At 45.8% G+C, this 12,380-nt stretch carries 12 protein-coding genes and 1 tRNA gene; 5 read left to right on the plus strand and 8 right to left on the minus strand.

Features of this window, described 5'->3' with window-relative positions; genetic code table 11:
• Positions 1-79 precede the first annotated feature (79 nt).
• From EHO57_RS18935 to rpsT, 6 genes are all read right to left on the minus strand, one after another.
• Complete coding sequence (locus EHO57_RS18935; RefSeq protein WP_135645207.1) at positions 80-1,687, minus strand: carboxyl transferase domain-containing protein; 1,608 nt, start codon at positions 1,685-1,687, stop codon at positions 80-82.
• Between the two features lie 18 nt (positions 1,688-1,705).
• Complete coding sequence (locus tag EHO57_RS18940) at positions 1,706-2,749, minus strand: GlmU family protein (protein ID WP_135645205.1); 1,044 nt, start codon at positions 2,747-2,749, stop codon at positions 1,706-1,708.
• Between the two features lie 6 nt (positions 2,750-2,755).
• On the minus strand, positions 2,756-4,588 hold the full coding sequence (gene glmS / locus EHO57_RS09880; protein ID WP_135645203.1) for a glutamine--fructose-6-phosphate transaminase (isomerizing): 1,833 nt from the start codon (positions 4,586-4,588) through the stop codon (positions 2,756-2,758).
• Positions 4,589-4,591: 3 nt separating this feature from the next.
• The gene (gene glmM / locus EHO57_RS09885) at positions 4,592-5,983 is read right to left on the minus strand and encodes a phosphoglucosamine mutase (RefSeq protein ID WP_135645201.1); all 1,392 of its coding nucleotides are present in this window, start codon (positions 5,981-5,983) and stop codon (positions 4,592-4,594) included.
• A gap of 37 nt (positions 5,984-6,020) precedes the next feature.
• A tRNA-Val gene (locus tag EHO57_RS09890) sits at positions 6,021-6,093 on the minus strand.
• A 16-nt stretch (positions 6,094-6,109) separates the two neighbouring features.
• Positions 6,110-6,382 carry a 30S ribosomal protein S20 gene (rpsT, locus tag EHO57_RS09895; protein ID WP_135585556.1) on the minus strand — a complete coding sequence of 91 codons (273 nt, stop codon included), beginning with the start codon at positions 6,380-6,382 and terminating at the stop codon, positions 6,110-6,112.
• Positions 6,383-6,836: 454 nt separating this feature from the next.
• Here rpsT and EHO57_RS09900 point away from each other — a divergent pair, with 454 nt between their 5' ends.
• From EHO57_RS09900 to bufA2, 5 genes are all read left to right on the plus strand, one after another.
• Positions 6,837-7,958 carry an LIC_10450 family protein gene (locus EHO57_RS09900; protein WP_135645198.1) on the plus strand — a complete coding sequence of 374 codons (1,122 nt, stop codon included), beginning with the start codon at positions 6,837-6,839 and terminating at the stop codon, positions 7,956-7,958.
• Between the two features lie 10 nt (positions 7,959-7,968).
• A complete protein-coding gene (locus EHO57_RS09905; RefSeq protein ID WP_135645196.1) occupies positions 7,969-8,763 on the plus strand; it encodes a hypothetical protein in 795 nt (264 codons plus the stop codon).
• Positions 8,760-9,455: a glycosyltransferase family 2 protein gene (locus EHO57_RS09910; RefSeq protein WP_135645194.1), complete on the plus strand. Its 696-nt coding sequence runs from the start codon at positions 8,760-8,762 to the stop codon at positions 9,453-9,455. Before EHO57_RS09905 ends, EHO57_RS09910 begins: the two co-directional genes overlap by 4 nt.
• Positions 9,456-9,585: 130 nt before the next feature.
• Complete coding sequence (locus EHO57_RS09915; RefSeq protein WP_135645192.1) at positions 9,586-10,176, plus strand: YceI family protein; 591 nt, start codon at positions 9,586-9,588, stop codon at positions 10,174-10,176.
• A gap of 249 nt (positions 10,177-10,425) precedes the next feature.
• Complete coding sequence (bufA2, locus tag EHO57_RS09920; protein WP_135645190.1) at positions 10,426-10,683, plus strand: BufA2 family periplasmic bufferin-type metallophore; 258 nt, start codon at positions 10,426-10,428, stop codon at positions 10,681-10,683.
• On the opposite strand, the gene EHO57_RS09925 is transcribed toward bufA2, so the two are convergent.
• Together EHO57_RS09925 and bufB are read right to left on the minus strand one after the other, a co-directional pair.
• Positions 10,670-11,485: an HvfC/BufC N-terminal domain-containing protein gene (locus EHO57_RS09925; RefSeq protein ID WP_135645188.1), complete on the minus strand. Its 816-nt coding sequence runs from the start codon at positions 11,483-11,485 to the stop codon at positions 10,670-10,672. The two genes, bufA2 and EHO57_RS09925, sit on opposite strands and share 14 nt — an antisense overlap.
• Before the next feature lie 67 nt (positions 11,486-11,552).
• Complete coding sequence (gene bufB, locus EHO57_RS09930; RefSeq protein ID WP_135645186.1) at positions 11,553-12,368, minus strand: MNIO family bufferin maturase; 816 nt, start codon at positions 12,366-12,368, stop codon at positions 11,553-11,555.
• Positions 12,369-12,380: the final 12 nt, after the last annotated feature.

Here is a 12,380-nt window from a genome sequence, read left to right on the forward strand (position 1 = left end):
TTGCTGGAAAATTAGAGTACTAACCTGAATTCTGCAGCGGTGCGTGCAAAATTCAGGTCTAAAATCCCTGCCAAAAAGATCACATGCGGAAGATCGCGTAGGAAGGATCCGGTTTTTTTCCGGAAAGATCCGAATACAGAGCGAGCCCTAGGGCCTCTCTGGTCCGGGCCGGATCTAGGATCCCATCGTCCCAAAGCCTTGCTGTGGAATAGATGCAGGAGGAACGTCTCTCATAATCCTCTAAAATGGGCCTTCTAAATTCGGCCTGCTCGGCTTCTGAGAGCGCTTTACCTTCCTTCTCCAGTTGCTCCATTTTAACTGTAAGAAGAACATTCGAAGCCTGCTCCCCGCCCATTACGGAAATCCTTGCATTTGGCCACATCCAAAGGAAGCGAGGTCCAAAGGCTCTACCGCACATTCCGTAATTCCCCGCTCCGTACGAACCACCGATCACCACTGTATATTTAGGAACCACTGAAGTAGAAACTGCGTTCACCATCTTGGCCCCGTCCTTAGCGATCCCGGAGTTCTCGTACTTCTTTCCTACCATGAAACCTGTGATATTTTGTAGGAAGATAAGCGGGATCTCTCTTTGGTTGCAAAGCTGGATGAAATGAGCCGCTTTCAAAGAACTTTCCGAGAACAGAACTCCGTTATTCGCAATAATCCCTACCATCTTTCCGTAAATATTTGCGAAACCGGTCACGATGGTGGTCCCATAATATTTTTTGAATTCTTGGAAGCGAGATCCGTCCACTACTCTGGCGATTACTTCTCTCACGTCATAGGGTTTGCGAATGTCTTTTTGGATAATGCCATAGATCTCGTCCGCAGGATAGAGAGGTTCTTCGTAGGAGATGGATTCCTGGATTGCCCTAGCCGAACTTCCTAGGCTTCCTACAATATGCCTTGCAATCTCCAACGCATGCTGATCATTCTCCGCATAATGATCCGTAACACCGGAGATCCTACAATGCACATCCGCACCGCCTAATTCTTCCGGAGTGACTATCTCTCCTGTAGCAGCCTTCACGAGAGGAGGTCCGCCTAAGAAGATGGTACCATTTCCTTTAACGATGACAGACTCGTCCGACATCGCAGGAATATACGCTCCCCCCGCAGTACAACTTCCCATCACGATCGAGATCTGAGGAATTCCTTCTCTAGAGAGATTGGCTTGGTTATAAAAGATCCTTCCGAAATGCTCCTTGTCGGGAAACACCTCGTCTTGCATCGGAAGAAAGGCTCCTCCCGAATCCACTAGATAAATACAAGGAAGTCGGTTCTCTCTTGCGATCTCTTGTGCACGTATATGCTTCTTCACTGTGAGAGGATAATAGGTCCCACCCTTTACTGTAGCATCGTTTGCGATAATCACGCAAGGTTTACCGCCCACCTTTCCGATACCGGTTACGATCCCTGCAGAAGGAACCTCGTCCGCATAGACCTTCTCTCCTGCAAGAGAAGAGAATTCCAGGAATGTGGTGTTCGAATCGATCAGAGTATGGATCCTTTCTCTTGCAGTGAGTTTTCCTCTACTCTTGTGCCTTTGGATCGCCTTCTCTCCTCCGCCTTGGTACGCTTTTTGGAGAAGTTTTCGAGTATCTTCTACCTTAGCGGATAGATCGGAATAGTTCTCCTTATACTCTGGAGAAGAGGTGCTGATGCGGGATTCCAGTACTTCCATGGAGCCTCTTAGAAGGTTTTATTTGTGAACTTTAGTTTCGTACAGAATGCGGATAAGTTCCGACTCGGAATGAGAGAGTTCTCTGTTCCTTCTCGCCATGATCTTGCGAGAGTCTCTTAAGAAAGAGTCCAGGATATAAGGTTGGCCATCCGCCCAAACGAAAGGATGAAGATAACCGCTTACCCTAGGAGATACTACATTGCATCCGAAGTCAATGACGGTACCTGTATTCAGCATGACTCCGATCCCGATCTTAGAGAAATCCCCTATGACCGAACCGAATTTAATGGAGCCTGTGTTTACTTCGGTCCCTTCTTCTCTGATCTTGACTACACCGTAATTGTTCTTGAGATCGGAGGTGGTAGAGAGGGCTCCCAAATTGACCCAGCTCCCTACCACGGAATGTCCAAGAAATCCTTCGTGATGTTTATTCGTAAAATCTAATATAATACTGTCTCCGACTTCTCCCCCGATCCGACAAACATTGCCTATCGTGGTCCCGCCGGTGATCCTTGCATTGTCTATATGGGTCCCCTGCCCTATGTACAAGGGGCCTTCTAAAAAGGAGAAGGAGGTGACCTTAACGTCCTTGTCTATGATGACAGGCCCCGAGGTTACATCGATCACTACTCCGGGATAGATCTTTGCGGAAGGATGGATATGAGCGTGTTTGGATTTTCCGACGATATGGAAATCGCCGGATTTCACCTTAAGCTTACGGACCCATTTTCTGAGGTCCTTATTGGATTCGAGATCGATGTCTATATTCTTGCCGACTGCCTGGATGGATTTCCATGGAAGGAATTCCTCCGGCTTAATGATCAGATCTACTTCTCTCTCATCATATTCTGCGATCTTAGGATTTCTTTCAAAGAAGGTCTTTTGGAAGGCTGGATTGGAATGGGAATACAGTATCTTGGCGTCCTGATACTGATCCTTTAGCCTTTGGAGCGGGGTCAAAACCCCGTCGCGGATCTCGGAGAATGATCGGATCCGGGTCAATGCCCCCAAACCGGCTGGGGTTTCCCTCTCGTCGATCCATATTCTCTGAACTCTGCCCACGAAGTATTACTCCACTGTGACGGACTTTGCGAGGTTCCGCGGTTGGTCCGGAGGACAACCCCTCGCCACGGCAGAATAATAGGCCAGAAGTTGGAGAGGAAGAACATTCAAAATCGGGCTTAAAATTTCCGGACAATCCGGTACTTCGAAGCAATAATCCGACAGTTCCCTAGCCTCTTTGTCACCTTCTGTAACAATCGAGATGATAATTCCATTCCGGGCCTTGATTTCCTGGATATTGGAAAGCATTTTGCTGTAAATTTCCGACTTGGTGGCAATACAAACCACAGGAACTTCGTTGGTAATGAGAGCGATCGGACCGTGTTTAAACTCTCCGCCCGCATATCCGGAAGCGTGGATGTAAGAAACCTCTTTTAATTTCAGAGCGCCTTCTAGAGCGACAGGGTGATTGTACGTCCGACCGAGGAATACAAAGTCCTTGGTCTTCGTAAAATCGGCGGCCCAATTTTCCAAAATAGAAGCCTGAGCCAAGATCCTTTCCATCTTTCCAGGAAGAAGACGGATCTCTTCGATCAGGGTCTTGAGTTCTTCGTCGGAAACGATCCATTTTAGTCTAGCAACATACAGGGAGAAAAGAAGAAGGTTGATCACCTGAGCGGTAAACGCCTTGGTACTCGCCACGCCTATTTCCGGTCCCGCATCCGTACGAATGAAGGAATCCGATTCTCTTGCAATGGTAGAATTCACATTATTCACCAAGGACAATACCTTGATGAACTTTGCCTTAGCTTCTAAGAGAGACGCCAAAGTATCCGCAGTTTCTCCTGACTGAGAGATCCCTACGATCAGAGTATCTCCCTCGACCACTGGGTTTCTATAACGGAATTCCGAAGAAGTCTCCGTATCCGTTTGTATCTTGGCGAAATTTTCCAGGTAATGTTTGCCTAACATTCCTGCATAATAACTGGTCCCAGCCGCTTGGATGATGATCCGGTTTACTTTAGACATCATCTCTCTGGAGATCGTACTCTCCGGGAATTCTATCTCTCCGCTTTCACCGATCCTGGATTGGATGATCCGACGGAAGATCCCAGGTTGTTCATGGATCTCCTTGATCATGAAATGAGGATAGCCGCCCTTGTCCACATCCTCGAATTTGATATCCTGCTTCTTGAACTCCGGCTCTTTCTCTGTTCCGTCAAAACCGAAGATGCTACATTCGGTTTTCGTAAAGTAACCCCATTCTTTGGAGTTAATATAATAGACTTCTCTACAGTTCCTGGTTAAAGGAGAGATATCGGAAGCAAGATAATATTCTTCCTTTCCTCTTCCCAGAAGAAGGGGCGCACCGTCCTGAGCGAAATACACTCTGTCCGGCTCGTTATCAAAGACAACCGCAACCGCCCACTTTCCTTCGACTCTATCAAATAATTCTAAAAAAGCTTCCTTATTGGACTTTCCGCGTCTTCTACTTTCTGCAAGAAGGTTCGGAAGCACTTCGGTATCGGTCATGCTATGGAACACGAAACCCTTATGCTTCAGTTCCTGACGAAGTTCGCCATAGTTCTCTATGATCCCATTGTGAACGACTGCTACGGTGGATTTTGCGTCGGTATGAGGGTGAGCGTTGATCTGATTCGGTTCTCCGTGAGTGGCCCAACGAGTATGCCCGATCCCTACATTCCCGCGAACAGGATGTTCTTTTAGGAAATTCTCCAGATCCTTGATCTTTCCTTTTTGCTTGCGAACTTGGATCTCGCCCCTGTCCAGAACTGCGATCCCTGCGGAATCATATCCCCGGTATTCCAAACCGATCAGTCCTACGATCAGTACAGACTCTACGTTTTTTTCTCCCGCGTATCCTACGATTCCACACATATATTATGAATTCTCCATGATCCTTCCGGCCTTATTTAATAGAGCTTCCAGATCCTTTTTAGTTCTGGCCTCTCCTATCAACCGGAGGATCGGCTCGGTATTCGAAGGTCGAATATGTATCCAAGAATCTTCGTTTGCTAAGCGAAGTCCGTCTCTTGCATCTTCTTTATAGTCGGAAAACACACTGCGAAACCGAGAATAAATCTCGTCTGTCTTTTGGCCCGCAATTTTATACGCGATTTTTCGCATATGAACTGCAGGGAGATTACCGAGCACAGTATCAGTATCTTCCCCCTTCAGGGCAAGCAGATTCAGGATATGAGCCACACCAGAAAGAGAGTCCCTTCCAAAGGAAGGAATGGCAGGATCTATGACCCCTCCGTTCCCTTCTCCGCCGAACACGGATTTGCGGTGTATCATTTCTGCCACAACATTCGCCTCTCCCACCTTAGAACGATACGTTGGGATCCCGACACTGTCCGCCACCCAATCGTTCACAAAACTAGTGGAGAGGTTCACTGTGATCGAAGCCTTCTTCGAAAGAGAGTTAGAAGCCAAGTAAGACATAAAACTTAAGGGAAGAGTCAGTTCTTCGGAAACTGCTCCCTTCTTAGGAGAAAGGACCACGAGTCGATCCGCATCCGGATCCAATGCAAAACCGATATGGGCCTTGGATTGCTTGATCAGCCTAGACGATTGCTTTAAGGCTTCCGGAGTCGGCTCAGGCGGCCTAGGAAAGGTCCCGTCCGGTTTGCAATGCTGAGCGATCACTTTGCAGTTCAATTGCTTTAGCAATTCGGGTAAGACAAAACTTCCCCCGCCGTTTACCGCGTCTAGGAAGACTGTGAATTTTTTTCGTTTGATTGCGGCAACATTCACTCTGGCCAAAACGGAATCGATATGGGCTTGGATCCGGTCCCTGCCGTCTTCGACAGTTGCGTTGGGTTTGAACTGAAACGGTTTGTAGTCCTCAGTTCGAACAAAATTCAGGAGTTCTTCGAGATCCTTTGCGTTTGTGAAGAAGCCTCCCGGCCCAATGAACTTAAATGCATTCCAGATCACAGGATTATGAGAGGCGGAGATCATGATCCCGCCAGAGGCTCCGGACTGATTGACCACGGCTTTTACGGTAGGTGTAGGCACGATCCCGAGTTGGATCACCTTTTTGCCCATTCCGAGCATGACCCCGATGGCAATACTCTCTATATAAGCCCCGCTCGGACGGGAATCCCGGCCGATCACAACGGTATTGCCCTTGAGCCAGGAACCGAAAGCACGTAGAGAGTGGTAGATTACGTCGGAGCTAAGTCCTGTAGGAATGATCCCCCGGATCCCAGACACGGAAACCATCAAATCCGGGTGTTGGAAAACCGGTTTTTGAGGATTCAGGGCCATAGTTCCGGGGTTTGTTTTATGATTGGGAAAAAGAACATGGGCGATGACAGGATCGAACTGCCGACATCCTCCTTGTAAGGGAGGCGCTCTCCCAGCTGAGCTAATCGCCCGTTATGATAACGGTTCTTACGCGTTTGCAGCCTGGCTATTGATGCGTAATGCCATCCGACTCTTTTTGCGGTCTGCATTTTTAGAGTGGATGAGGTTGGTTTTGGCAGCCTTGTCCAAAAGAGAGGAATACTCATTAAAAAGAGTCTTGAGGGAATCCTTCTCTCCTTCGTTTAGCGCTTTTAGGATCTTTTTTGCTTGGGTCCTAAGGCGGTTCCGGTTTTGAGAATTTGCCGCATTCCTGCGTTTCGTTCTACGGATATCTTTTTCTGAAGATTTAATGTTCGCCAAGGATTTACTTCCTATGAAGGGATAGACCCAGGTTTTCGTACCTCACCTGCCTGTCAACGTGGTTTTGCCCCTAAGGTCCTAAATCATTCTCTTTTTCCAGATCCCCGCTATTCGAGACAATCCGGTAAAAATCGAAGAATTCGGATCCTTGCCGGTACTTCGGCGGATAAGTGCCTGGCCCTTCGTTTAGATGCATCCAGGACCCTTGGCCCTGAGGGAATGCGCCTTGGATCCGGAATCGTGCGACCCCATCCAGATCCAGAGAATACGTTACTCGCCTTTGGCACTCAAGAGGCTCCGATCTCTCCGACTAGAACGGGGGATATTCTCAAGAGAGAAGTGTTTGGAAATATTTTTTTGCTTTCCATTAGGCGAAATTGCTCCGATTTTTTGAAATCGAGTAGTTCCGAAAATCTATTTTTCGTCACATAAAGGAACTACGGAAGCGGATCTTATGTTATCGAGACAAACCCAGGACTATATCATAGTTAACTCGATCGATGAAATCGATCCGAATAAACTCTCTCTTTCCCAACTAGGTACGAAATACTTAGATCGAAACGGGAACAGATACGCAGTGCGTTTCAATAAGGAAACTAGAAAGGCCGAGATCATCCGAATTACACTGCAAAAAGCTTCGGATGCTGCTTCTTCCAAACCGAGAACGGGCAAACTGAATTCCAAATCGTATCCCTTGGATCTCCAAAAGCTTTCTACCCTATTAAAAAATACAAAACATCCTAGTGCGGAATGGATTGAGAATCTTGCTGAGAAGAGTAAATCCTCTCCAAGTATTCGACCTTCCGGCCCTTCTATAAGTCCGGAAAGACAATCTTACCCTGCCAACCAAGAATCGGAGACGATCGCACCTTCTTCCGACACTGCGGATCTGATGGCGAGAGTTGCAGCTGCGCATAACGATCAATTCGATCTTTCTAGAGTGGACTTGAATATTTCGGATGCCGGTCTTTCCGAAACTAGCAAAGAAGATACTCCCGTTTTTGTGGAAGCGATAGAAGCAGGTTCCTCTAGAGAATCCAAGTATATCGATGATTCGGTCCAACAATTCCAAAAGATCAAGGAAAGGATCGAGTCCGTTCTGAATAATATCCGTAATTCCAAGATCTTCGAAGCAACCGGTGATCCTTCCGACAATAAGAATATTGTAGGGAATCTAACCAGAGAGTTCGATATTGAATTCTTCCAGAAGCTGGATAAGATACTCAACTATCATAAAGAGCTGACTTCTTATCCTAGATCCATCACGTATTATACGGCTAAGTATGAATCCCATAGAAAGCAGGCGTTGCAATCCAGAAGCTCGGATCAGGAAAAATTGAAATTGGTGATCCGCTGGGAAATGCAGGAAATGCTCTTAAGTTTGGCGAGAAAACTTAAGAAAATGGTCCTGAACGCGCTGAACGTTCTCAATACTAAGAACGAAAACCATCTCAAGCAGGTCGCTTACAACCAGCAGCAGATGTACAAAGATGCCCGAAGCGCCCTTTTATATTGTTCGGAAGATATAGGTGCACTACTTATCTCCTTGCAAAAATGGGCCGATAGCGAAGGGTAGAATCCTTTGCATGGCCCTGAACGACCAAGAAATTAAATCCCTAGTAGAAAAGATCCGCTCCGAGTACCGGGAAGGCGCGAAACAAAGTCCGAAGATCTTCGACGGAAAAGGTTTCGAAGATCGTTATATCCAAACTCTAAAGCATAGAGGGAACCTGGACTTATTTCTTAAGGACGAGGTCAGCTTTCTAGAAAAGATCAAAGAAAAACATAGAGAGTTGACCGAAAGAAGGAATGCGTCCAAAGGGGAGACCATCAACCGAATCCTAGACGAGCAAGAAGAGAAACTCTCCAAATACCAAAAAGTGGATTTTCACCCTCTAGCTCGCCCGGAAATGCGCTATTTTTATGGAGCCATGACCAATTTTGCGGAAACGGATCTTCCGGTTCTCATCCATATTTTCAGAGGAACTCCCGAATATTCTTCCTTCCAAGACAGTATTGCCATGATCGAAAGAGTGGGAGTGACCAAACGAGGATTGCCTTCTCTCAGGATCTCAGAGCATATCAAGGCCTTATTAGATGCGAATGGGAACCAATCCGCAATGGAAAGGGATAGTCAAAATATCCTGAAAGAAGTCTGCATCGCTTTGGCAGCCCTTCGTAAAACAATGCTGGAATGCGTGGAAAAGAATCGGGTCAGCGATAGAATGACGGTCCAGATCAACGAGAGGGACTTTCCTAAAGCTGCCGAGGCCTATAAGAATTTGCTTTTCGGTATCGCATTGGAAAAAATAATTGTTAGGACTGAAAACATCATTCGGGATTTCCGAATGAGCGATTTAGTCGGCCTAGACCCTAAATGAAACTTTCCATCGTAATCCCCTGCTATAACGAAAAACACACCATCAAGAATATCTTAGAGACCGTTAAAAAGGTCCCTTATAAAGATAAAGAGATCATCCTCGTAGATGATTTCTCCACGGATGGAACTAGAGAATTATTACAAACGGCTCCTTTCAGGAAATTGGTGGACCAACTTCATTTTCATGAAGTGAACCAAGGAAAGGGAGCAGCTCTTCGCACCGGATTCAAGGCTGCCAAGGGTGATATAGTCATCGTCCAGGATGCGGATCTGGAATACGATCCGTTCGAGATCCCGGATGTGATCGATCCCATCCATAAAGGAAAGGCGGATGTGGTTTTCGGTAGTCGCTTCATGGGCGGAAGAGCTCATAGAGTCGTCTATTTCTGGCATCGTCTGGGGAATCTTTTCCTCACCACTCTTTCGAATATGCTGACCAATATCAATCTCACGGATATGGAAACCTGTTATAAGGCCTTCCGTAGAGAAGTGATCCAAGGAATTGAGATCCAAGAGAATCGATTCGGATTCGAGCCGGAGATCACTGCCAAGATCGCAAAGATCCCAAATATTCGTATCTACGAAGTAGGAATTTCCTATTACGGGCGTACATATGCGGAAGGCAAAAAGATCGGTTGGAAAGACGGATTTCGCGCTATCTACTGTATTCTTCGCTACAATCTATTTTCTTAATTCTTAGTTCGAAGTTTTGTACAAACGTTACAAATTTCCGCTCGAACGAAGATATTTTTACTTGTAATCGGAAATATTACACCATTTACTTTGTCTAAGTTCCATAAAACTCTTAAGGAGAACTTTACTAGTGAAAAGGAAACTTTTATTATTTCCTACCCTTCTTCTCGCAGTTCTTGCCCTAACCGGCTTGCAAGCGGGAAACTTCAAAGTGGATAACGCCCACACTTCCGTTGGTTTCAAAATCAAACACCTTGCTATCGCCAACGTTGCGGGTACTTTCAAAGATTACAGCGGCAAACTAGGTTACGACGAAGCTACCGGTGCATTGACTGCGTTAGACGTAAGCATCAAGTCCTCTTCTATTTCCACAGGAGACGAAAAGAGAGACGAGCACCTGAAAAGCCCGGATTTCTTCGACGCAAGCAAACATCCTACGATCACTTTCAAGGCGGCAAAAGCTACCGTTAAGAAAGGTGGAGTTTCCAAGATCCCAGGCGAATTGACCATCAAAGGGATCACTAAACCGGTTACTCTGGAAGTAAAATTCGCAGGTTCTGCAAAAGACCCATGGGGAAACACTCACCTAGGTTTCGAAGCAGAAGCTAAAGTCAAGAGAGGCGACTTCGGTATCCTTTGGAACAAGACCTTGGAAAAAGGCGGAGTTCTGGTAGGCGAAGAAGCTACGATCCGTATCGAAGGCGAGATCGTTCCAGAATAATTCTCTTTTTAGAAAGTCGGGGCGGCCTGCCTCGACTTTTATTTCCTCTTTTTTATATTTCATTCCCTTCGGATATTCGGATCGCTGGAAATATCTTCCTAACGAATGATTCGAAATACTTACAGTAATCTTCTCTCAAAAAATTCTTGGTTTTCTTTGTAACTAGGATCTATTTCAGGCGAATCCATTAGCGATCGAAGCGACTTACTTTAAAAGTCTTGCTTCTAAAATACATTCTACGAGGGACCAATGAACGATCTCACTAAAAGCATGATCATAGGCGCAGCTCTAACAGGACTATTGTCAACTGGAGCGGTAGCAGAACAAAAAGCTGCAAAAGAAGAAGCAAAAGGAGAATGTCACGGGATCAATTCCTGCAAAGGCACAGGGGATTGCGGAGGCAAAGGACATTCTTGTGCAGGGAAGAATTCCTGCAAAGGGCAAGGCTGGATGTCTTTAACTAAGAAAGACTGCGAAGCTAAGAAAGGAAAATTCAAAGACGCATAATCTCTGAAATGAATCTCGCCTGAGACAATCCGGAAAGGAATTCCGATATGGATCCAGATCCTTTAGGTGCCTTTCCGGAATGTTCCACAGCCTCCAATAGGGTTTTCCCTACCGACAGATTTTTCCCAAACTGAAATTCCCAGAAATCGATTTCCTGGATCCAAAGATTTTCGCCTCTTTTTCCAATCATCAAATACTGATCCTGTTTTGCAGGAAGTTCGGGAGTAAAATCCTCGTCCTGGTCTTTCCAAAGCTCGTACACAGGATGGGTATAATGCAGATACATTAGAGATTCATGAAATATAAATTTTAGATCGTTGAACTCCCCCGACAAAGGAAGGTTTTTCAGTTCTTCGTTCCAGTTCGGGGGAAGATGGAATATTTTGGAAATATTCAGTTCGAGATCGGCGACTTCTCGGATAAACGGATGCTCCGGAAAATTCTCCCCGATGAATTCCGGAAAACTTTCCCCGTAATCGGATAGATTATAAGAAAGTGAAGGAACAGAAGAAATATACCTTTTAGCCAACTCGAAGAAATCCTCATCCCCTAGGATCTTCCAGACAGTTTCGAATCTATCTCCTAACGCCTCCGTGAATCTTGCCTGGTATGCTTCTCTATAGACTTTTAAGGAAGAATGGAGATCTAATTTTCCTCCCGGCAAAATTTGTGCGATGAAAGAAGCTCCTTTTGTCCCTGCATCTTCTACTTCGGAGAGAATGTCCGAAGAGACAAACGAAGATTCTTGGTCTTCGGAGCGAATGAATTGAGAGAACAAATCCCTAAATTCTTCCGGTTTCATAAAAACTCCCTTCCGGAAGACCCGATTGCGGATCCTCGGTAAGATCTAGGATCCGATATACTTTTATTCATAGAGCGGCCGCCTTGGAAAGGATTGCCTCAGCCTTAAGTGCTTCTTCTTCCACTTCTTGGAAGCTAGGGATATCATCATCCCATTCTAAAAGGATAGGAAGATCTTTTATTTTAGAGGAGAATCGAGAGAACAAGTCCCAAACCTCTTGGGCCACAGGACGAGAATGAGTATCGAATAAGAACTCTCCCGTATCCGTATGTCCTGCTATATGTATCTGGCCTACACGATCCCAAGGAACGGACCTGAGATATTCTTCCGCAGAAAATCCGTGGTTCATAGAGTTCACATATACATTATTAATATCTAATAAAAGTCCGCAGCCGCTGCGAAGTGCAAGTTCTCGGATAAATTCCCATTCCTGCATTTCGCTTTGTTCGAATCGTAGATATGTGGAAACATTCTCGAGAAGGATCTTTCTTCCCAGGATCTCTTGTACTCGATCCACTCTTTCTACGGCAAAATCCAAAAACTCTTTGGTAAAAGGAAAGGGTAAAAGATCATGAAGGTAATTTCCTCCTTCTTCGGTCCAACAAAGATGATCCGAAACTAAGAAAGGTTGGATCCGATCGATGAGTTCTCTCCAACGCTCGAAATATTTTGGATTGGGAAAGGTTCCGCCAAGGATCGAAAGGGAAACTCCATGCAGTGCAACCGGAAAATTCTCGCGTACCTTCTCCAGCATAGCTAAAGGTTTTCCCTTGCTATCCATATAGTTTTCCGTGATCGCTTCGAACCAGGAGACTCGTACCGGCGCTTCCTGCTTGAGATACGGATAATGTTCTTTTCTTAAACCAATCCCGATATGACCCATTTTAATCCGTCT

Origin of the sequence: Leptospira langatensis (assembly GCF_004770615.1) — a bacterium.
Taxonomy (GTDB): domain Bacteria; phylum Spirochaetota; class Leptospiria; order Leptospirales; family Leptospiraceae; genus Leptospira_B; species Leptospira_B langatensis.

What these genes read in the sequence shown, in the direction of transcription:
- EHO57_RS18935 (WP_135645207.1), bottom strand. Translation starts at nt 1,687, where the DNA reads ATGGAAGTACTGGAATCCCGCATCAGCACCTCTTCTCCAGAGTATAAG.
- glmS (WP_135645203.1), bottom strand. Translation starts at nt 4,588, where the DNA reads ATGTGTGGAATCGTAGGATACGCGGGAGAAAAAAACGTAGAGTCTGTA.
- glmM (WP_135645201.1), bottom strand. Translation starts at nt 5,983, where the DNA reads ATGGCCCTGAATCCTCAAAAACCGGTTTTCCAACACCCGGATTTGATG.
- EHO57_RS09900 (WP_135645198.1), top strand. Translation starts at nt 6,837, where the DNA reads ATGTTATCGAGACAAACCCAGGACTATATCATAGTTAACTCGATCGAT.
- EHO57_RS09905 (WP_135645196.1), top strand. Translation starts at nt 7,969, where the DNA reads ATGGCCCTGAACGACCAAGAAATTAAATCCCTAGTAGAAAAGATCCGC.
- EHO57_RS09910 (WP_135645194.1), top strand. Translation starts at nt 8,760, where the DNA reads ATGAAACTTTCCATCGTAATCCCCTGCTATAACGAAAAACACACCATC.
- bufA2 (WP_135645190.1), top strand. Translation starts at nt 10,426, where the DNA reads ATGAACGATCTCACTAAAAGCATGATCATAGGCGCAGCTCTAACAGGA.
- EHO57_RS09925 (WP_135645188.1), bottom strand. Translation starts at nt 11,485, where the DNA reads ATGAAACCGGAAGAATTTAGGGATTTGTTCTCTCAATTCATTCGCTCC.
- bufB (WP_135645186.1), bottom strand. Translation starts at nt 12,368, where the DNA reads ATGGGTCATATCGGGATTGGTTTAAGAAAAGAACATTATCCGTATCTC.